The sequence below is a fragment of the Gymnodinialimonas sp. JB5-7 genome (assembly GCF_055693405.1).
Window position 1 is genome coordinate 1 of the sequence record NZ_JBVFUX010000006.1, and the last position, 20,892, is coordinate 20,892.

14 protein-coding genes and 4 pseudogenes are annotated in these 20,892 nt (G+C 52.4%); 9 read left to right on the forward strand and 9 right to left on the reverse strand.

Annotated features, from left to right (window positions below; genetic code table 11):
- Positions 1 to 31: 31 nt before the first annotated feature.
- A pseudogene (locus ACZ1HK_RS05910) lies at positions 32 to 184 on the reverse strand (IS6 family transposase); the annotation flags it as partial.
- Positions 185 to 369: 185 nt separating this feature from the next.
- Here ACZ1HK_RS05910 and ACZ1HK_RS05915 point away from each other — a divergent pair.
- Complete coding sequence (locus ACZ1HK_RS05915; RefSeq protein WP_472627917.1) at positions 370 to 1,662, forward strand: sensor histidine kinase; 1,293 nt, start codon at positions 370 to 372, stop codon at positions 1,660 to 1,662.
- Between the two features lie 58 nt (positions 1,663 to 1,720).
- Here the strand turns inward: ACZ1HK_RS05915 and ACZ1HK_RS05920 are convergent, their stop codons facing one another.
- Entirely contained in the window at positions 1,721 to 2,485 is a 765-nt protein-coding gene (locus tag ACZ1HK_RS05920) for an EAL domain-containing protein (RefSeq protein WP_472627918.1), read from the reverse strand.
- Positions 2,486 to 2,646: 161 nt separating this feature from the next.
- Between ACZ1HK_RS05920 and ACZ1HK_RS05925 the strand changes: the two genes are divergently transcribed.
- The gene (locus ACZ1HK_RS05925) at positions 2,647 to 3,561 is read left to right on the forward strand and encodes a LysR family transcriptional regulator (RefSeq protein ID WP_472627919.1); all 915 of its coding nucleotides are present in this window, start codon (positions 2,647 to 2,649) and stop codon (positions 3,559 to 3,561) included.
- A 791-nt stretch (positions 3,562 to 4,352) separates the two neighbouring features.
- Here the strand turns inward: ACZ1HK_RS05925 and ACZ1HK_RS05930 are convergent.
- The 3 genes and pseudogenes from ACZ1HK_RS05930 to ACZ1HK_RS05940 form a co-directional block, all read right to left on the reverse strand.
- Positions 4,353 to 5,012 (reverse strand): annotated as a pseudogene (locus ACZ1HK_RS05930) (IS6 family transposase).
- Positions 5,013 to 5,156: 144 nt separating this feature from the next.
- The gene (locus ACZ1HK_RS05935) at positions 5,157 to 6,461 is read right to left on the reverse strand and encodes an HlyD family type I secretion periplasmic adaptor subunit (protein WP_472627920.1); all 1,305 of its coding nucleotides are present in this window, start codon (positions 6,459 to 6,461) and stop codon (positions 5,157 to 5,159) included.
- A pseudogene (locus ACZ1HK_RS05940) lies at positions 6,458 to 8,100 on the reverse strand (type I secretion system permease/ATPase). Before ACZ1HK_RS05940 ends, ACZ1HK_RS05935 begins: the two are co-directional and overlap by 4 nt.
- A 1,294-nt stretch (positions 8,101 to 9,394) precedes the next feature.
- Here ACZ1HK_RS05940 and ACZ1HK_RS05945 point away from each other — a divergent pair.
- From ACZ1HK_RS05945 to ACZ1HK_RS05960, 4 genes and pseudogenes are all read left to right on the forward strand, one after another.
- Complete coding sequence (locus tag ACZ1HK_RS05945) at positions 9,395 to 9,886, forward strand: calcium-binding protein (protein WP_472627921.1); 492 nt, start codon at positions 9,395 to 9,397, stop codon at positions 9,884 to 9,886.
- A gap of 9 nt (positions 9,887 to 9,895) precedes the next feature.
- Positions 9,896 to 10,003, forward strand: coding sequence for a hypothetical protein (locus tag ACZ1HK_RS05950; RefSeq protein ID WP_472627972.1), 108 nt, complete (start codon positions 9,896 to 9,898; stop codon positions 10,001 to 10,003).
- A pseudogene (locus ACZ1HK_RS05955) lies at positions 9,967 to 10,047 on the forward strand (hypothetical protein); the annotation flags it as partial. The gene ACZ1HK_RS05950 and the pseudogene ACZ1HK_RS05955, both read left to right, overlap by 37 nt.
- Entirely contained in the window at positions 10,030 to 10,224 is a 195-nt protein-coding gene (locus tag ACZ1HK_RS05960) for a hypothetical protein (protein ID WP_472627973.1), read from the forward strand. The pseudogene ACZ1HK_RS05955 and the gene ACZ1HK_RS05960, both read left to right, overlap by 18 nt.
- 896 nt (positions 10,225 to 11,120) lie before the next feature.
- On the opposite strand, the gene ACZ1HK_RS05965 is transcribed toward ACZ1HK_RS05960, so the two are convergent.
- Positions 11,121 to 11,990, reverse strand: a complete 870-nt coding sequence (locus tag ACZ1HK_RS05965) for a calcium-binding protein (RefSeq protein WP_472627922.1) — start codon at positions 11,988 to 11,990, stop codon at positions 11,121 to 11,123.
- A 1,607-nt stretch (positions 11,991 to 13,597) separates the two neighbouring features.
- Between ACZ1HK_RS05965 and ACZ1HK_RS05970 the strand changes: the two genes are divergently transcribed.
- Entirely contained in the window at positions 13,598 to 14,257 is a 660-nt protein-coding gene (locus tag ACZ1HK_RS05970) for a hypothetical protein (RefSeq protein ID WP_472627923.1), read from the forward strand.
- Positions 14,258 to 14,456: 199 nt separating this feature from the next.
- Here ACZ1HK_RS05970 and ACZ1HK_RS05975 read toward each other — a convergent pair whose 3' ends face one another.
- Positions 14,457 to 15,929, reverse strand: coding sequence for a calcium-binding protein (locus tag ACZ1HK_RS05975; RefSeq protein ID WP_472627924.1), 1,473 nt, complete (start codon positions 15,927 to 15,929; stop codon positions 14,457 to 14,459).
- A gap of 137 nt (positions 15,930 to 16,066) precedes the next feature.
- Positions 16,067 to 16,771, reverse strand: coding sequence for a hypothetical protein (locus ACZ1HK_RS05980; RefSeq protein ID WP_472627925.1), 705 nt, complete (start codon positions 16,769 to 16,771; stop codon positions 16,067 to 16,069).
- 506 nt (positions 16,772 to 17,277) lie between these two features.
- Here ACZ1HK_RS05980 and ACZ1HK_RS05985 point away from each other — a divergent pair.
- Together ACZ1HK_RS05985 and ACZ1HK_RS05990 are read left to right on the forward strand one after the other, a co-directional pair.
- Entirely contained in the window at positions 17,278 to 17,538 is a 261-nt protein-coding gene (locus ACZ1HK_RS05985; RefSeq protein WP_472627926.1) for a hypothetical protein, read from the forward strand.
- Positions 17,539 to 18,819: 1,281 nt separating this feature from the next.
- A complete protein-coding gene (locus ACZ1HK_RS05990) occupies positions 18,820 to 19,173 on the forward strand; it encodes a thermonuclease family protein (RefSeq protein WP_472627974.1) in 354 nt (117 codons plus the stop codon).
- A gap of 969 nt (positions 19,174 to 20,142) precedes the next feature.
- Here the strand turns inward: ACZ1HK_RS05990 and ACZ1HK_RS05995 are convergent.
- Positions 20,143 to 20,622, reverse strand: coding sequence for an HGGxSTG domain-containing protein (locus tag ACZ1HK_RS05995; protein WP_472627927.1), 480 nt, complete (start codon positions 20,620 to 20,622; stop codon positions 20,143 to 20,145).
- Between the last annotated feature and the right edge of the window lie 270 nt (positions 20,623 to 20,892).

Below are 20,892 nucleotides of genomic sequence, written 5' to 3' on the forward strand. Positions count from 1 at the left end.
CAAACATCGGGCCGAACCGAAGCCACCACTATCGGACGCTCTCGTGGCTCACATCGACACCGCGCTCATGCAGCAGATCTTCGACGTTCCGAAGCGACAGAGGAAAACGAACGTACATCATCACGGCAAGACGGATGATCTCGTGACTGGTTTTGAAGTACTTGAATGGAGCGTGTTTGGTCATCCATGAAAGCTACGAGACAGCCCTGCCCCGCTCAAACGATGTTCCTCTGACAAGGCCATGCTCCTGCTAGGACAGCGCACCAATCGATCCGCTCATTAGAAAGGGCTTGCTTACCGCAATTGGAAGTGCACATCTAAGTTGCCAATGAGTATAGTAAAAACGCAACAGCCGTGCATCCCGTAGACTTGATCGATCCCCGTGACGAACTGGAAGAATTGTACCAGGCTGAGTACGGTGATCCTGTTGACATTCTATTGCGCGGTCTCGGTGTGCCTTTGGGTGCACTACTACTCCAGCTATACACTGGGTGGCTTGCTCCAGTTCTCTGGGTACTGATCTTTGCAGGTTTCCACGCAGTACAATGGCCCTTTCTTACGCTACGCAGGAAAGCGGCATCTCAGCTGGATGCAGTTATCGGAGGCTTGCTCTTCATTGCCGTGCAAATCTCATTTCTATGGCTTCCAACTGTGTTGGCCGCAAACGACGACCCGAGTCTGATGCTCATCGGAATGATAGTTTTTGTGATTACGGCAATGTACCATGTTCGCCGGGCTGACCGGTCGAGGTGGCTCGTGTTCACACAAGTTGCCATATTTGGAACGTCGCTTGCCTACATCTCATATGCATGCATTGAAAGGAGCGACGATCCAATTGTTCAAGCGGGCGTCGTCATGGTCACGTTGTTTGCCATCATCTTCATTTCCGTGACGATGCTTGGTGCCCATCATCGACGCCTTGAAATCATCCAGGCATCCGCAAACCTTGCACACGAACAAAAAATGTCCGCTATCGGCAAGCTGGCTGGTGGCGTTGCCCATGATTTCAACAATGCACTTACAGTCATCAAAGGAAATCTTGAGCTATTTAGCGAAATCCATGAGGCCAGTGAGCGGAGAGAGGTGATGTCAGAAGCTCTACGTGCCGCTGAGCGCGCCGAGGGCGTAATTGAACAGCTACTGATCTACGCCCGCAAGGCACCTTCAAAATCGTCCAAGATGGATGCCAACAAAGCACTGGAGGATTTAGAAGCGTTTGGCCAAACGATGGTACCCGAACGCATCCAGCTTGATGTCACCAAATTACCGCACCCGGTGATGATTGAAGTCGATCACCGACAGTTGTCGGCTGCGCTTTTGAACCTTTTGAAGAATTCAGTAGATGCCATTGAAGCTAACGGCACCATCATCGCCAGCATAGCGATAAGTGAAACAATGGGTTCTCGGACAAAAGTGAGTGAAAGTGTGCCGGGCGAGGGCAAGTATGCTATCTTGAGCATGTTTGATACAGGGTCAGGCATTCCGCCTGAAATTCTAGCTAGTGTCTCTGATCCATTCTTCACCACGAAGGAACCTGGGAAAGGAACTGGCCTTGGGCTTTCCATGGTAAGTGGTTTCGCAACGGAAAGTGGCGGGAAGGTGGAAATTGAGAGCACCAAATTTGGAACGTCAGTTTCACTCATCCTTCCGCTACACTTGTAACACCTGCTCACCCGAGGGTGGCCGAAAATCCAACGAGGAAGGTCGAGTGCCCGAACGGCTATGGCAGAGCATTGAGTCCTTCAGGTTGGTTCCTGCTTTGCCAAGCGTCCAAAAGGTTAGGCACCTTTGAGCCAGGTACTGGTTCGCAAAGGAAATGCCCTTGAACAAGGTCACATCCGAGTGCACTGATTGCTTCGAATTGAGGCTCGGATTCCACACACTCTGCTACGACCAGAACGCTCAGCGAATGGGCAACCTCTACAACACCTTCAACAATCGTGGCCACTCGCCAGCTTGTTAAAACCTCGTCGACGAACTCTCCGGCAATCTTGATCGCCGAGCACGGCACGTCACGGAGAATGGAGAGAGAAGATCCACCAGTCCCAAAGTCATCAAGCGCGATTTTGCAACCGAGTGCTTGAGCGGCTTCAATGTTGGACAACTTCTTTTCATAGGAATGGCCCGTCAAAGCTGCTTCAGTTATCTCAATGGCTAATGCCTTCGGGCTCAACTTAGTGCTTGCCAAACAGTATTTTAATTTTTCAATGAAAGTGTCTGAGCGCAGGCAGCTTCTTCCAACATTCCAACCGACGCTCTCAAACGGCACACCCTCTGCAATCCAGTCCCTGCAATTCTCGAGCACTCTCGCGAGCATCAACCAATCAAACGACGCCTCTCGTTCTGAGTTGCCTTTCATGCACTTCATGAATTTCGCTGGAGCGAAAACACGTCCACCGCGGTGGTATCTCGCTAACGCTTCCAATCCCTCGAAGCTTCCGGTCTTAACTCGGATCAAGGGTTGGAAGTATGGCACAACCGGCATGGCACAAATCCTTTTTAAGGTTGTGAGGTGTTTCCAATGACTACGAGCGAGCCGCGTCTCTGCAGAGTGGAACCCGACCTACTTGAAAGCTGGCTTGGGTTGATGCGGTCGAGACTAACAGCTACGGAAAATCCAATCCATCGATGAGAAGGTAATTTCGTATGCGAGAAATCGATATATACCGGCTGGACGCCCATTCGCTACGTGTTTTCGTGACCGTTTTTGAACTCAACTCGGTGAGTCGAGCTGCGGGATCACTGGACCTTAACCAATCGACCGTGAGCCACACCTTGGACAAACTTCGTTCGGCGCTCGGCGACCAGCTTTTCGTGAGAGCGGGTCGAGGTATCTCTCCAACCGAAAAGGCAATTTCCATCATGCCAAGGGTTCAAAGGATCATCGCTGAATTTGAAGGATTGTCGGCGCCAGAAAAATTCGACTCCACACTAGAAACGAGACCACTAAGAATCGCAATCTCGACACCTGCTTTAGTTGAAGACATGCGGGCACTACGGGCGGAGCTTCGAGTTGTTGCGCCAAGATCAAGTCTTCACATTCGAAGGTTAGCCCCTCGCAGTAAGGTCACAGCGATGCTGACAGAAGGCGAAGTCGATGTGGCGATTGCAGTTGCTGGTCTTCGATATTCGCCGACCCTGAAAAGCTGTCTTTATGGTCACGATGAGCTTGTGATCTTCTTCGACCCAGAGTTGAGATCACCTATTTCGAGCATCGAACAGTACTTTGATGCGTCGCACGCTGCGGTTGATTTCGGCGGCCACACCAAGAGTGTTGTGGAAGCCGCATTCGAGGAAAAGGGGTTCAAACGGAGCTATAGCCTGCTGGCCCCGACTGCCTCGATGCTGGCCGATTTGATGGTCGGCACGGACTTGGTAGCTACTATGCCACGGCGACTCCATGAGGCGGCGTTTGCCGAACTGGACTTTTGCCCTATTCCCTTCGCATTGCCGAAGCTGAAATATGAACTGGTTTGGCATAGGAAGTATGAACATTCAGGGCGCAACGCGTGGTTACGCAAGTTGCTGTTGACGGTGAGTGCGCGCCTTCACGAAAGCTAGCTAACAAAGCCGCAAGGCAGTCCTCTGGTTCTACAACGCAAGACCAATTGAAAGTCATAGCTTTGCACACCTGCCGAAGAGAAATTGCACGCTTCACAAGATGTAAGGGATATATGGGCATTAATGGTTGTCGGGTGGGAGGCTACTTGTACTTCGCCCCCGCTAATAGGGCCATCTCTTGACCCAGGACGCGTTCGTTCAGGGTGGCCCTTCGTTCCGCGACAGAGTAACGAGGGGCTCATATCAGGTCATCCAGGGGCTACGTTCGTTCTGCATCTTGGCAGTAGCGCATAGTTGCAGGCCGACGGTTTTTCGGGGGACGGCGACATGCTTAGGTCCAGCCAAGAAGGTGAGAGGCTTCTAGGCGGTGCTTCCAACCGATTCCAAAGCACCCCGCTAGGCCCAATTGCCATGACGGGGTGCACACTGCGGAAGCGGCGCTCTGCCAAACGCCTTTGTGGGTACATGTCCTTGCTCACTATATAGGAAAGGCCACGCATAAAAACATTGAGCCGAAAGCGTTAAAATTGGGTTAAAGTTTGATCGCTGCCATATGCGACTTGCACGTAGCAATTCGATGTGGATGGCTAATCAGAATTGGACGCGGCTTCGACGCTCGCCTTTGCTCATTTCGGAACGCATCCATATGCAGGATTTCGGCACTTTGCGGAACCGCATCGAAGCTCGGTTGCGGCCTCAATAGTTTAGATGGGTCTTGAACCTATAGCACGTTGAAAGTGTGACGTCAGACGAATACGTTTCAGTGTCACTTAGGAAATAGTCACCGCCACTTATTCAGCACAAGTGACCCGCCACTTGGACAGAGCAGCGGTCCGGCTCAGCAGCATGTTGTTTCGACTTGAGAGACTGCAGTCTCGGTTGAAGTGGTTGGAACCTGAGGCGTGGACGGAGGCAAACTTCTGTAGACTTCGCATTCGTCGGAACCGGAGCATTGCTCGCTCTCTTCGTCGAAACGGAAGATGCGAATTCTTAGCCCGATCGTTGACCCAACGCCCGGTCTCTTGGCTTTCAATGCCACCAATCTCTTTGAGTGCAGCGCCATAGGAGCGAAGCTTGTCGGTCACAAACACTTCAGGCTGCCCATACTTGCGCATTGCTTTTCCTAAGAACTTCAGCGCTGCCTTTTTGTCACGCCGTTTGGTGACATAGCTCTCCAGCACCTAGCCCTCGTGATCCACGGCTCGCCAGAGATAGTGCGTCCTGCCCGCGACCTTCATGAAAACCTTGTCCAAGTGCCAACGCCACTTGCTTGATTTCAAGCCTTCGACCTACCGCTTCTTGATCTCGGACGCAAACATGGGGCCGAACTTTTGCCACCGGTATCGGTTAGTCTCGTGGCACACTTCCACTCCACGTTCATGAAGCAGATCCCCGACGTTCCGGAGTGAAAGTCGAAGTCGGACATGGAGCATCACCGCCAGGCGGATGATCTCTGGGCTCGTCTTGAAGGATTTGAACGGGAATCCTTTGCTCTCGAGCCAAGATTAGAAAAGCACCCTGCCTATCTCAATAAAGCTTCGTCTAACAGCACCATAGGGGTTGTCCGGTTGACGACAGATGTAAGGACTGCGCCGTCAGCTCTCGCGAAGCGCCCGTCCAATAAACGCCGTAAACGGTTCAATCAGATACGTCATTGGTGTGCGCTCTTCGGTTTGGATGAATGCATCTACGGGCATGCCGGGCACAAGCACGCGATCCCCGAGAAGTGCTGCCTGATCTTCTGGCAGAACAATTTCAGCGCGGTAAAAGCTGTTGCCACTGACATCATCGACAAACGCGTCCGCTGAGGTCTGACTTACTAGGCCAGTAACTTGTGGGAGGTCGTTTTGATTGAAGGCCCGAAACACCACTGTGACTTCTTGGCCTGCAAACACCTGGTCGATGTCGATTGCGGGAACGCGCGCGGAAATTACCAACGGCCGTCCTTCGGGCACCAGATATGCAAAGGGATCGGCGGGACGCAAAACCGACCCTTCGCCAAAAATCGTCAGACCATGGATACGTCCTGCCACCGGCGCGCGGAGGTCCAACCGCGAGATACGTGAGGCGAGGTTGCTGGCGCGTTCGGTCAGCTCCTGTTCGGTGACGCGGATTTCGCGAAGCTCGGTGATCGCTTGTTCACGGCGCTCCGTCTGAAGCTGCAGGATGGCCAGTTCGTTTTCGATGATCCGTTCTGCGGCCTCAGCTTGGCCCGCAGCAACTTCCCCAGCGGAACCCTGAAGTTGAACAAGTTCCTGCTGCAATCGGACCACTGGTTCTCGTGTACCGCCCCCGCTGTCCAGCAAAGCTTGCCGCCGCTCCAATTCCTCTTCGACAAGCGCGACTTGGCCTGCCAGCGCGTCTTGCTGCGCTTCAAGCGCGCGGACTTGGGCATTGATCTGTGTTACGCGCCCACGCACTTGTTCCATCTGTCGCGCTGTTGTCTCGGCTCGTGCCGCAAAGAGATTTTGTTGACCGGCCAAGAGGTCCGCAATCCCCGGATCATTTTCAGCAATTGCTATGAGCTCAGGCACAAAGATGACGTTTTCGCGGCCATCTTGCTCCGCTTCCAACCGGGCCCTGCGCGCCTGGACCTCGGCGAGGTTGGTTTGGACGACCCTGAGTTCTGTCTGCAGCTCTGACGGGTCCAACCGGGCCAAGACTTGCCACGCCTCAACACGGTCGCCTTCATCGACGAGCAACTCAGCCACCAATCCGCCATCGGGATGCTGGATGGCCTGGCGATTGAGGTCCACTTCCACCTGTCCAGCTGCCACAACGGCCCCCGACAGAGTTGTTGTCACAGCCCAGGTTCCGAAGCCGCCAACGAGAACAAGCAGGGACAGAAAGCCAAGCCGCATCGGGCCCGCTACGGACCAATTTGTGTCGGCGTCGCTCATATCAGTCCACCTCTGCCGGGATTGTCGGATACCAATCGCACATCCGCCGTGTTCTTCAGAACACGCGCCAAAACCTCGTCCCGTGGTCCGAAGGCCTGGGCGATTCCGTCGCGGAGCACTAAAAGCTTGTCACACTGCTGAATGGCGTTCGGGCGATGCGCCATGATGATAACGGCGAGCCCCTTTCCTTGATGCCGTGTACGGCTTTGTTGAGGGCATCTGAGCCCGCGCTGTCCAAGGCCGAGTTCGGCTCATCTAAAACGAGCAGAACGGGATCGCCATAAAGCGCACGGGCCAGGCCAACGCGCTGGACCTGCCCGCCCGACAACATCGGCCCCATCCCAGAGACCTGCGTCTCATAGCCATCCGGAAGGGCTCGGATCATCGTATCGGCATCCGCCGCCACCGCTGCCGTCGAAATGGCCTCTGCATTTGGAGAGGCCTCAAGCCTGGCAATGTTCTGTGCAATCGTCCCGTCAAAAAGCGAAACGCTTTGCGGGAGGTATCCGATTAGATTTCCAAGCCGATCTGGCTCGTACTGGTCGAGGGTCGCTCGGTCAAGCCGGATAGACCCGCCCGACGGTTGCCATAGACCTGTGATCGCACGCGCCAAGCTGGATTTACCGGAGCCAGACGGGCCAATCACGCCGACCGCTTCTCCGGGCTCTACCCGAAACGAAATGCCCCGGAGCGTCGGTGCGCTCGCCCCGAGCGGTACGACCGATAGGCTTGCCACTTCGAGCGCCGCTTTCGGTCGGGGCAGGTCCAGTTTTGGAGACGGTACGGGTTCATCCGCCAGCAAGCCCTGCAACCGACCCCAGCCACGTGCAGCCTCCGAGATCATCGACCATTGCCCAATGGCAAGATCAATCGGCGCCAATGCGCGGCCCATCAGGATGGATCCTGCGATCATGGCCCCTGCCCTAAGCTCGCCCCGCAATACCAACAGCGCCGCCAGACCGAGGATCGCAGATTGCAGGAAAAGACGCAGTGTCTTGGATAACGTAGAGAAGCCGCCGACCTTATCCGCCGCCCGCATGGAGACATTCAACGCGCGCTTGCGCAGATCGTGCCACCGCGAGAAAGCCGCGTCCTGCATGCCAAGGGAACGTATGACTTCCGCCTGCGACTGCATCTCACCGGCCATGCGGTCAGCGAGGCGACCTGTCTCAGCGGCCTCACGAAGCGGCTTCGCCGTCGACTGACGATTGAGAATTGTTACCACAACCAACACAGCAGCGCCGCCGACCGCCAAACAGCCGAGCCATGGGTGGAAAATGAAAATGACCGCTATGAAGAGCGGCGTGAAAGGAAGGTCGAACACGGCCATGAAAACGGGCGATGAGGTAAGACGCTGGACAGAAGCCAAATCCGACAAGGCTGTTTGCGTCTGACCCGTGCGTTGCGCCCGCGACAGCGCCGCGCGGAAGATCCGTGCATCGAATGAATGTTGCAACTTCGCCCCATATCGCGCGGCCACACGAACACGTGCGAAATCCAACAGGCCCATCATGATGAACAGGAAACAGACGAGGACCGTGAGAGCCAGAAGCGTTTCTTCGCTGCCAGATCCCAATACACGTTCGTATACCTGCAGCATGTACAGCGGACCGGTGAGCATCAGCACGTTTACGAACAGGCTGAAAAGAAGCACTGACCACAAAAGCCACGCATTGCGGCGCCGAAAGTTATCGAGTTCGTCTGCGTGGTTAGACTTTTCTATAGTCAATATCTGAACCCATTCACTCCAAGACAAGTGTGGCAACAGGCATCCATCAGTGCCGGGACTGCGCGTGAAAGCCACTAAGGAGTCACTCATAAAACTAACTCGTTTAGAGAAGGTGAAATCATAACAATCAGATCTGCTTTGGCAGCTTCAAGAATGTGAAAATGCGTGCGCAACCGATAGACCTCGTGGCCTTCCCTCAGAGCCATTCACGTAAAATCCGCGAAGAAATCGGCCTGTTTTGTCCACGGAGATCAGTTTTCTCTTTGACATCGATGGCGCAGATGTCCGTGAGCGCGAAACTCATTATGCTGACTTGTTTGGTGGCTTGGGTCTCTCACCTGGTTTCTTCGAGCAGTAATCGAACCAAAATCGTGGAATGGCATTTCGCCTCAGCCGTAAGTGACATCGACTGTGCATCTCAAGAGAGAGAGAGAGAGAGAGGGGAGAGACATGCCACGAAAACGAAGACGAGCCTTGCGTCACATTTTTTCGGCTATGAGCTCGTAGCCTCTCGAGACAATGCCCCCCACAGAGTTGGGGGCATAAGAGGCCCAAAACGAGGCGCGATAGAGAGCAAATACCGCCTTCAACCACTTGCAAAAGATCATCCAAGACTGCCCGGCGAGGAACAAACCGACGCAAAAGCTAGAACGGTTTGATTGATCCACCCCCACGCTCCCTCATTCACAACGAGAGCTTAGTAGATACTTAATTCCGTTTAGGTACCGTTTCTCGTCCTGCACTATGGAGTTCAGTATGCTAGGTAAACAAGAAGACGTAGCAGAAAAGAGGCTCAAACTGTTGGCGCTTTGGAGGATGGAGCCCCCGCACGCGACAACCGATTGGACATCTGTTTCTCTCACAGCCAAGAAACCAGCAAGAATACAAGAAAAGGCTATGACGTTTCGCCTTCGCTGCCAACACTCAGCCGGTCATCCAACGCTTGTTCGTTTGACCAATGTTTCGACGCTTCAGATGAATTTAGGTTTGCTTGGTTGTAGTCACAGCTATGCTGTAGACCTCTCCCCTTCTACTTGGTGAGTGCGCGCTTCTAATGATCCCGTTATCAAATTGCAATGCAAAGTGATTAGGTGACCCAAAAGGTCCGTAGCAAAATTTTCAAGAAAGACCTTACGTAACTTTAATTTGCGGGCCGTTGCCCTCAGCATTGGCCTCCGACGCAAGCACTGGGGGCGACGTTCCATTGCTAACTGTTTTCTCGTTGCTGCTTCTCAGCTTTACGGCTTCGCTTGTTTTTTTCGGAGACGACAACGATGAAACTGATACACCGGACGCACCATACGGGGACGACAATGATCGCGTCTTCATTAACGACGAGTTCGCATCAGATATTCTCACGTTCGCTGGTGATGAGACGATCGCTATTCAATCCGAAGTGGGGATCAATGTGCTCGAAGGAGACGCCAACGATTCAATAACCTCTGGCTCCGGTGCGGACTACCTTTCAGGTGAGGCCAGAAACGAAACAATCGGCGGATCATCTGGCAACGACACGCTATCCGGACGCCCAAGAAACGATATTCCGTCGGGTGGAACAGGAAACGACTTTATGTCCGGTGGAACCGGACAAGACACATTAATCGGAGGTCAGTTTAATGATCGTATTTCAGGAGGCGCTGCAAGCGACCTTATTCGAGGGTTGCGTGGTACAGACCAAATGAACGGTGGAGGTTGAAATGACACGCTGCTTGGCAGCGCTGGCAAAGACTTTCTAACCGGTAACAGTGGGAGCGACACCTTAGAGGGGGCGAAAACACTGACAGGATTCTCGGTGGCAGCGAACATGATCTGATCAGTGGAGACGCCGACGATGATACACTGCTTGGCGGAACTGGCTCAGATACCGTACTCGGCAGAGGCGGAGATGACGAAATCAGGGGCGGGTACGGAAAAGACGTTATCTACGGTGGAAATGGCAACGACACGCCACGCTTAGTTGAGAATGACACAGCAGTGGGCGGGGCAGGAAACGATAACTTCAGTGTCACCGTGTTTAAGCTCAAAGGGTCGTAAGTAGCTGTCGTTACCGATTTCGACGTTACGAGCGACCGTCTTGCACTCAATGTGATCAACCCGTCAAACGAAGATGTCGCAAGTGTTACTTCGCTTCGAGACGCTGTTGATGGCTCGGGTATAGAGGTTTTCTTCGGAGTAGACGAATACGCTAAGCTGCTGAACGTATCGGCGGTTGATCATCCTACTGTTGAGATTATGTTGCATTAAGTCGTGCTAACTAGCCCACGCCAGCATTTGGGGAGTGCCACTATCACTGAGCTTTTCTCTAATTCTTGGACAGCATTTAACATGTCTATTGCTGCCATCTGCTCGTAATTGATCGCGCAGTATGGCGTTTTCTTTGACCAGCACGCCACCGCGGACCGGCTACGGCAAAGGGCACCGTGGAAAGGTTTGTGATCGTAAGACACAATCCAATTGATGATCCAAGCGCGAGTTACTAATTCGGAATCTTAGGCGTGCAAAAATACGGTCCTTTTTCATTGACCGTCAGAGCAGCTTCACGAAATCGTTGTCCAAGCGGCGCTACATACCATCCATTGAGATCCTGAAGCTGGATAGCTGTATTCGATCTGTCCAGGCAAAAGGCATCAACTGGCTGTCCCGATCCGTATGTATGATCGCGGCATGGCGCGCTGGCTACAATCACCAACGCCCAATTTCAAGCCTCGAAAGGCTAATCCCGTTGGAGTATTATCGACGGCCAAAAATGGATCGAACCGCGAACTACGCTCACTGAAAAACGCGTACTAGAAGCGGGGCAGGTCAGTCGAAATGTTCAAGCTCAGCCATTTTTTCATACCTAAGGTGGGTTTCTCGAGCTATGTGGCTGCCCAAGAGCAGGAGACACTTTGAGCAGCTTGGTCATTCAAGAAAAAATCCTGTGCTTTAAGCTACGCTTGCCACTCTAATATCCAACTCAGCGGTTTGAGAAACTCCTCCAAAAAGACAACTGGCACTCCGTTCACGACCACTTCGACGCCGTACTCTACTGGCCGAACATCGAGATGAAGCTCGCCTCCAGTTTGGTCATCCCTCATTTCTATCAGCAAAGACTCAGCTGAAGCGTCAAAATCAGCAATTCTTGCAGTCGTGGGAGTGGCTCCATCATCAGAAAAAACATAGAAAAAATCGGTTCCATTTCCCCCGACCAAGAGGTCGTCGTTCTCGCCAATGAGCGTGTCATCTCCATCGTCACCGTATAGCTCAGAGGCAGGAGCTTCATCTCCAAGGTATGGGTTTGAGACCGCCACAATCAGATCGTTACCGTCTCCTCCCAAAATAGTATCGGATCCTTCCCCACCGTATAGGTAGTCATCACCAGAACAGCCGGCGATTGCATCAGAAGCACCCCCTCCTACAATCAGGTCGCTTCCACTTGTGCCAACGATCTCATTGTCGGTGTCTTGCGCGAACTCGACCGACTCAAACGCTTCAAGATCGAAGTCGTTTTCGTATGGAGCATTCGATGTGCCGGTCCGGTTGTTATCTGCTTCGCTATCGTCAGCAACAACAACATCCGCTGCCCCTGGCCCCGAGATGATATCAACGCATGGTTCGTCAATCGCCACATCACCGGAACCTCCCGGCAAAAGATCAAGTAAGTCAGTCTGATCAGGCGACACAGCGCTGTCGTCAGTTTCTACAGAAGGCTCATCCGAGTTGGCATCGCCTCCCAAATCCGAACCGCCGTCCTCAGAGCCGTCCGGCAGCATCAGGGAAATTCCCATACCCAGAAGCAAGAATCCAAGAATGCCAATCATGATAAGAGTCTCGCAAGTTGAACCTCATAAGACCCTTAGCATACTACACTGCTTGAATCCGTTATTCTTTGGACGTTGGTTAACGCGCCGCTGATATGCGCCGCCAAATCGAAAACCCAAGTTAGAAACGGCGGGTGCTTGATACACGACAAGACGTCAGACGAGTGTTGTGTCAATTGCACGGACCGCAAGAATAAGTTTCGTTACACCAAAAGGCTTCACTCAAACGTAGTTCCGCGTTTATGCCCACTTGGTTCTCCGGCATGTCGAAGCACTGTAACACATGCATCTTCACTGACGCTGTCGACACCGTTGCGGATGTCTAAGTGCCACCATATGGCATGCAAAATCGCATCATCCAACACCGGCCTGTTCTTAGAGCTTCTCTCCAATAGAAGCGGTCGATGATCAGCCCTTTTTTAGCAACGACAGAGGCGTTGCTTCTCGCATGCGAAAAGAAAAACAGTCCGATGGAAGCTGCAGTTAAGACAACTTGTGTTGCGCAGTTGTCTCATTCTAACGGTGGTTCCTTCGAGCATTTGGCCGTGCTCCAAGTGACGACACAAGATTACATTTGGTAATCCTTTTCGGCCAAAATATCGGTTCATCGCACCAGTTGTGAAACACTCGAGACAAGGAGACAAAGAAGATGTCCAGCATTTGCTCCCAGAAGGCGGCGCCATCGGCTCGGTTTACAAATCAACTTCGACCGACAACTCTTGGATTAACCCTCCAAAAGCGAGCTGCAGAGAGGATCTGTTGGCCTGCCGCAAGATAGTCAGTCTCGGAGTTCGCCTTGGAGAACGCCACAAGCTGGGAAGGGACGTTAAGCTAACCGCCTTACCGCAGCGAGGGTTGCAATCACGGCATTGCGCTCCGTTATTTGGTGACCGTGTCGCGAGTTGCCTTCAATCGACACGGAAGCAAACAGCGGGTGGGGCAAAACGGAACCCTTGAAAGTTCGGGCAACTCACGAACACATGACTGCTATACATTCGCCTCTTCCATGCGGGTTTTTTCTTAGTGGCTAAGGTCTACACTGTTCCTTATTGCCCTTGGAAAATCGTCAGTAAGCCGCCGAGGCATAGGGGCGATGACGCATTCTTCATCCTGTTTCCTGCACCCTAACACCATCCGTAAACAGCACGCGCCTAACAGGTGATCGACGCACCATTGCGGATTACACCATATTTCACCGTCCTTCTGGTTTCGTACGGCAACCATAGTCTCTCAGTTGGATTAGCGGAAATACAGCGCAACTACGTGCAGCTGAACTCTTTGTCACTACAGATCCGAAATTGTCCGATGCATTTGCTTTTCTTTAATTCTTTGACGTCATCACGTGGTTGAGCAGTCACTAAACTTATCAACTTACTGAAACCGAAACTGTATCAAAGGCTGGCCAGATGAGCCCTTGGCTCACTGGTTGCCTTGTGCACATTTGCAAGCAAGGCGGTTGGTCCGGTGGGACTGGCGACCTCCCAATTTTTCCAATCGTCGCTGCGCACTCCCATCAAACTGCGTAAGGCTTCCATAGTTCTAGGTGATCGCGTTAACACTATTTTTACTATGTCTGACGTTATCTAAGAAAAAAGCGGGTAAAAGACATGGCTAACTGGGACGACAGACCACCGAGAACGGCAAACGTCGTAGGGTCTCCAGCTGCAAACAACTCACGAAATGAGCTTATCAGCGAGCTGATCAACGAGCACGCTGGGTTGCGACTTAGGTATGCGGAGGAAACCAAAAAAGTAACGGACGCGTACGCATGCATCGCAAAGCACCATCAGAGAGTTGGCCGAGTCGCCACAAGCAACAGCGACGACTGCCTGGTTCCGGTAAATGATACGGTGACGCCCAAAGGGGTTGAACAGGCCATCTCTTCGCCGCAAAATATGACCCAACCTCAGCAAATCGAAAAGAGCGAATACGCGGTTGGTTTGCCTGCAAGCACATTTCAAAAATCGGAGCCAGACCGCCCCTCGGTCGTACATATGGACATCAGTGAATACGAATTTGAGCAACTTGAATTGTCCGAGCTACGAATTCATAGTTTCCTTCATCAACTAGAGGAACTGGAAACTGAGATTGCGGGGAGCACCCCCAAAACTCCAAAAGGACTAATAGAGAAGCTTCGTTTCTTTGCAAGGTTGGCATCTGAAGGCTCTGAATTTGCATTGGAGGTTTTGCCATTTGTTTTGGATGTATCCTTGGATCACCTCGAAGAGATTCTTTGGATCAAGGGAAGAAGAAGCAATAGAAATTGACCCTACCGCTTTATACAGGGCCAAGAAACCTGCGCGCATAGTAGCATATTGGCAACTGGCAAAACGCCTTCACGAAGCAGCGCTGAAAAAATTGCGACGCTAAAAATCACCAATTGAATTTAGAAGATTAGTATATCACTTGCGTCAATACTATTATGGTCGACACTATCCAATACAATACCGCCAAGAGATTTATCAACTATTTCATTGGAATCAAGGAACCGTACCACAGTGGAAACGCCACCGTCATATGCGATGAACTGCACTCCGTTGAACTCTCCTCCAAACCCCCTGAATTGAACACTAGTAGGTCTTCACCAACTTGGAAATCTGTCACCCGGTCAAGGCGATCGTCGAAATTGTCGAAATAAAATAAGTCGTCTCCAAGTCCACCGGTCAAAACGTCAGCACCCGACCCGCCGTTGAGGGTGTCATTTCCGGCACCACCATCCAACGTGTCAAACCCCCAATCACCGATAAGTTCGTCGGCACCATCTCCTCCGCGCAGAGAGTCGCTATTTCCGCCACCAATCAACAAATCTTGACCGGCATCTCCTTGGAGAAAGTCGAACCCATTGTCGCCAAAAATAGTGTCGTTACCGACTCCTCCCATGAGAGAATCGTTGTCCTCTTGGCCGTGTATCCGGTCGTTGCCGTTTCCACCTAGAATCGTGTCCTCACCAATGCCTCCGACCAGAAAATCTTGGCCCGCGCCACCCTCCAATTCATCTCGCCCGCCGTAACCAAGTATGGTGTCTGCACCGTCCCCACCTATCGCTGTATCGTTGCCCTCGCCTCCGTCGAGCACATCTGCTCCATGTTCACCACGAATGTAATCGTCGCCCAAACTGCCAAGGATAGTATCATCACCGTCGCCACCCTCGATAAAATCGTTGCCACCTTCACCAATCAAAACATCATCTCCGTTTTCGCCAGAGATGGAGTCTGCTCCTTCCAGGCCAAGGAGAAAGTCATCGGCCGCAGTACCAAAGATTTCGTTGACGGTTTCTACAGGGGAAGTACTAGGCTCGTCGATTGTCTCGACAGACGTAATGTGCAGCACCTCGTAAGGGTTCAAAAAGACTTCGAGAGTGCCGTCAATCCAAGCTGAACCAAGATCAACTGTGCGCAGCTCGGCGTTACGGTGATTACCTCCGGTTTGCGCATACCCGACAATATATGCAAACAGTTCCGCATTTTCATCTACAACCGAAGAAAGATCTACCGAGAAGACGCCAGCCTCTGAAGTTCTAGAGCTGATAAAGATCTCGCTTCTCTGCGGCATCTCCTCAGGCTGCAATAAGCTGCTGAAAACAGTAAGCTCAAGATCTTGCGCACCCTCAGTCGCGGTCCAATCAGTATTCAAAAGCTCCAGGCCAACGGTTACCTCACCAAGAATGTCGAACATTGCCGCGCGCGTGCTGTTAACGACGACGTCGTAGCCGTTCACAGTTTCGATGATTATATCCTCATGGCGGTTGAGATACGCATTTTGGGTACTATGGATGATCGGCCAAGCGAACGAGAAATCTACTTCTGCCTCCACCAGGTTTGTGTAGTGCTCCAATATAAAGGATGCCCCGTGAATACCGATATCAACTTCATCACCTCTTAGGGCCATGTTACGATTAATGTTGAATTCGCCGACAACTCGCAAAAGCTCGGTTCCCACCCATTCTTCCCAATTTGCCGACTCGCCTCCGTCGAGATTTTCACTAAGCCCACGATCTTCAGCAAAGATTCCACTATCATCCTGGAAGCTACCCTGGTCGGAATCCCGCCAATAGAAGTTTCTAACGATGCCGTCGATCAGACCATGCGGATCAGCAACTTGCTCAAAAGCGTTTTGAATTGCTGCATTCGCTGTGCCGATGTCATTTCCATAACTTCCCCAAGGTTTCCACAGGCTTGAATTAGGATAGCTGCGCTGTCGCCCGAAGCGTCCATGCCAGACTTGAGCGCGACTGCAGCCTGGGCGGCACCAGCTCCATAGTCTACTTCACGCGTCTCGTCGCCCGGCTCCCTCTTGATCCAGTATTCATTGCCGAGTTCATATGACGCCACAGTGCCGGGATACTGTTCACCGATCAGTTGCGACATCGTTGCCAGTTGGTCGTAAAGCTCTGCTTCGCCAACGCCTCCATATGGCTCCAGTGTTTCAACTGGAACGACCAGGCTTACCTTGATGCCATGCTCATGAGCATACGAAAGGTATTCGTCTAGAAAATCACTTAACTGTCCGTTAATTACGATACCGTATTCTGAGAACGCTTCTTTTTCTTGACCAGCCGGAAACCTGGTGTATTCGACTCTGAACTCAGAAAGAGCATTAAGAGTTTCCTGCGTTGGCGCGCCAAGCGGATTACCATCGTTCCCTCCCCAAGGTGTCTCACCTGTATTCGCACCAGGCAAAATATTCACGTTGAAATGGCCGTCGGTAGAAAAAGCACCGGTCGACTCAATTGCGTTGATCTCATAAACAGTCATCATCACACCCTCAGTTTCGCTGACCAAGGGCTAGACCTTCTACAGGTTGTACCAGATGTTCAAAATTGGGCAAAGCGATGGAGGATGGAAACCTGTTGAAGGGGTTTCTGAAGGCTTTTGTAAACCATGTCCTCTTATCTAGATACACCGCCTGGCGGGCGGGCGACGTATCTTTGTGGGCACTATCAGTGTCACTGGGTGAAGATGTTGGTTAAAGCCCGATACGTGAATGCGTCATTGGCAAATTCTATACTCACGGCCGGCATTGGTGTATCGTAGTACGCGATCTACCAGACCATCTTTTGACAGTTGAATGCGCCCCCAAGGTCATTCTCACTCTGGGAAGCCGTCTCGTTGAAGAGGTCATCGAAGTAGCGCATCGTGTTTACAGCGGTGTTAACAAACTCCGTACATTCGCCCTGGGTACTACTTTTGAGTATATAGGGAGCGGATGCGTACCGCCTTCTCAGTGATGGGCATCGCGCCAAACGCGAGCCCTTTTGTCCAGCCTGCTGTGACCAGGTGGTGCGGAGATGCAGAAGACGCCGCTCGATTTCGTTACCGCGGCCTCACCAGATTTCGCGTCGCAGAAGGAGCCGCAGGTTTTTTGCCACAAGAGCAAAAAACTGGCCTGGGACTTGCTTTCTCACGCTTGCCTATTTCTAGGGCAATTAGCGGGTTTTGACACTCCAAAAGAAGCGCAGGCATCATATGGCGGACGCAACAAAAAACTCATCGCCGCTTGCGCTCCAGTACTCAGCCAACTGCCATGCCAAGACGTGACTCTGTTGTGAGGTCTGAAGAAAGCAAACATCAGCGGCAATGGTGGTAGCTGTCCGATAGATGGCAAGCGGCAATGGCACTCCTAATTTGGGGTGATTGATGATTGGCGCTTCAAGATCTCGCTGCGACCGAGCAAAGTGCAAAGCAGATCTCCAAAGCTGACGCGTCTGGAAAGCGACTAGCTACTACTGCTGCTGTGGCGTGTGCCGTGTTGCCATTCTCAAGCAGCTCATGAGCCGCTAGAGCCTCCATTTCCCTAATTTGCCTCAAAAAGAACTTCTCTTACCTTGCCCTCAGAATGCAAATAGTAACTACAGCTTTGACCCTTCGAAAGCTATCTTAATGGACAGGAAAGAAATTGAGTAAATTCAACGTGATTTCGCCCGTCTAAAGCTGTCCAAGCGAACACCAATGCGGCGCCCTTCGGCAGCGCGCTCATGTTTTTCTTAATTTGGACGGAGCAATCCTAAATCCTTGTGCGCGCACTATGCTCGTGCCCTCAGGCATACCGTGCGGCTAGCACAAGATTGAACTCAATTATGGAACTTCTCATTTCAAACCATAGGAATGAATTACGATCGCTGCATGCAAAATCACGCCATCGAATATAGTCTTTAGCTCGGGTGTGCCTGACCGGCAGAACCCGGAGTGCACGGAGTCACGAAAACACCAACTGAAGTTACTACCTATGCTGTCCGGATTACCATAGAATATTAGTTTGATGTATCCATTCACGAGCTTTTGCTGACCGGTTGGTCTACCGCAACACGGATCAGAGCGCATGGTGGACCGGTCGAGATAACACTGTGCAAACCCCAGCCATTTTAAAGGCGTCTGTCGCATCAATGGGACTAGGGCTATAACCTTGTGCCAATCAAGTGGATGCAGAACCGTATTCTGTAGACGACCGCAGATCAGAGGTATTCTTTCCGGGTGGAACTGGCTGAAGGGTACCATTGGCTTCGGGAGTGTTTCGCTGTTTGCGTTTCAGCTTCTGCGGAAAGGCACATAGCGTAAGTATTTGAGAATGCGACCATGTGTTCACTTAGAGATTTTGCGTTCGTGTAGTCGCAGAAGCGACCTCCGAAGCACAGAAAATGGTTCCAAGATTCTAGAGCGCCTCTAGACTATGGCTAACGTAGCATTCAATTGCGACCCTGCAATCTTGTTATGAAGCGCAAGGCTTGACAATTCTTGAGACTAGTCAGCGTGCGACTGGTCTGGGAGTATCGTTTTGCCCTAGGGATTGGATACTGCCTTTGCCTCGGCCATTCTCGTTTCATTATCCGCTCTTGGAGCAACGACGATCCAGTGTTGTAACGGAACCGATCGCTATACTTGCGTTTGACGGTGAAACGCATTCGCCAAGCGACGTAGACCCATGCCTTGCTGGGTTCGACACACCGGAAGAGCACACAAATGCCTGTGGCGGCTTCACCGAGATTGATTTGGCTCGAGGGGCTTCCAGACGCTTGGTTGAATTGCTGAACACGAGCGGCTGGCAGATCCAAACGTTGGGAGAAGCCGACCGCTACGGTAGAGTTCAGGCAAACCTATATGTGAACGGCGAAGACGTTGGCGACATACTCGTTCGTAAAGAGCTTGCAAGGTATTGGCCTGATGGGCCGGAATTTTGGTGCCAGTAGCTCGTGGAAGGGACAACAGCGAGCGTTCCCATGAGTGAGTAGAACACGCCTCCTGGAACCGCCCGCACTAGCAGGTAAAGCAAGGCCCGTTCGCCTGCTTGAACGCCTAGTGGACGTTCCTCAGGAAATCGTGCGCTGTTTCGCCAGCTCGGCCCGATTTCGGGAGCGGACTGCAAGCAACGACGCATGATGGATTCAGAGCCACTATCTGCCGTCGAAGCCGCGACCGAAGCAAATGAAGGCTCACTCCAGAGTCTTCGCTCAAACCCTTCAATACGGGTTCCAGTCTTCTCAGTGAATTGTCTATTCCGTGTTCGCTTGAACATTCGAGCGCGAGTTCAGCGATTGCACGGAACACGTCGTCTGTGTTTCTCGTCATATCTCTTCCCCATACAATAGCGAAGAGGATGCCGACGCGTGGTTAACAATCCCCTAACGAACGTTTAGAAACCGCGCGGCGCGGATTTGTGGTTCCGTTGATGGGCGCAACATAAAAGCCCGTGCCGCGAACCAGGAGGCTTCGGCGTTCAATCTCAATCATCTCAGTAAGCGCTCTCTTGGTGTTCGTAAAACCACGCCGCTCCGCTGCGGTTTCCGCGACAAGCAGCTTTTCTAGAATGGAAGTATCTGGGGTCATGGTCATTCTCCCTATTGGCAAAAGGAAGTGTCGGCAATGAGTGTTAATGAAGTCTTAAGTTAACCTTTGCGTAAGCGGTTTCTCGCCCAAATCTCGTATCTGGAGTTGGTAAGCACGCTATTGGTGGACAGCTATACAGGGATGTAGCCGTTGTGGCGGCGCACCACGTGCGATGCACGAAAGAGCAATGGAAAATTATTTGAGCGGTCATCTCTCGCGCACAGAGTTGCTGTGCAGCGTCGCCGCCGATGCGGCCTAAGCACATTCAGCGCGATTTTCCGTTAAACCTCAAAACCAACTCATGATTGGACCAACTGGAGGGATGCCGGATTTCATGACGCATCCCCGATACTGTGCATTGCCTTAGCCTCCCGCCATTCAGCACATCGCTGCTGCTGAGCAAGAGAAATGCGATTGCGACCTTCTTGAGTGCGCGGGCCAGTGCTAAGGCCCCCGTGCAGCTCGCAGCGTTTGCGGCCTGGCTCGCCTTTGGCACGACAGTGGTGGCCATTCCGGGTCTTTGCGCCACAGGTTGGCCGCTGCTTTCCATGCTGGACAGTATTTCGCGGAACTACGGACCCGAGATGCGCGCGCTTGGCTGGATCACGAAAATACCGCCGGAAATCGCTGAATTGCGCAGCGATGCGGGCAGGAACGCCATGAGCCAGCGGCACAATGCCCTTTGCCTCCCAATAGCCGACAGCGTGGCGGCCACAGCCAATCATTTCGCCCAACTCGGCCTGCGTCTGTCCAGAAGCCGTGCGCAGAAAGGCAAGGTCTGACCCTTTGATGTGGGAGGGCTTCATTGCCATGTGCGCCTCCGTGCTCTTCGATCCCGTGCAGCAGCTTTTCGGCAAGCCTCACGGCAAAACCGTGCGTCCACCCTCTTCCAGCTTGGCATGACTGAACCGCAGCGCTCACAGATCCACCCAGTCGCGTAGCGCCGATACATCGCGATTGCACGCCGCCTCATACTAAGGTTGCGCTCCGCCGGTGCCTCGGCTCGGATCACCAAACTCCCATTTGGGTCTGCTTCCATCGTGATTGAATGTGCATCCGGTGCTGGCATTTTGTGAGCTCCA

Excerpts from the sequence above, each read along its gene's own strand:
- ACZ1HK_RS05965 (WP_472627922.1), bottom strand. The coding sequence starts at position 11,990 with ATGATTGGCATTCTTGGATTCTTGCTTCTGGGTATGGGAATTTCCCTG.
- ACZ1HK_RS05920 (WP_472627918.1), bottom strand. The coding sequence starts at position 2,485 with ATGCCGGTTGTGCCATACTTCCAACCCTTGATCCGAGTTAAGACCGGA.
- ACZ1HK_RS05970 (WP_472627923.1), top strand. The coding sequence starts at position 13,598 with ATGGCTAACTGGGACGACAGACCACCGAGAACGGCAAACGTCGTAGGG.
- ACZ1HK_RS05935 (WP_472627920.1), bottom strand. The coding sequence starts at position 6,461 with ATGAGCGACGCCGACACAAATTGGTCCGTAGCGGGCCCGATGCGGCTT.
- ACZ1HK_RS05985 (WP_472627926.1), top strand. The coding sequence starts at position 17,278 with ATGCAGAAGACGCCGCTCGATTTCGTTACCGCGGCCTCACCAGATTTC.
- ACZ1HK_RS05925 (WP_472627919.1), top strand. The coding sequence starts at position 2,647 with ATGCGAGAAATCGATATATACCGGCTGGACGCCCATTCGCTACGTGTT.
- ACZ1HK_RS05995 (WP_472627927.1), bottom strand. The coding sequence starts at position 20,622 with ATGGCAATGAAGCCCTCCCACATCAAAGGGTCAGACCTTGCCTTTCTG.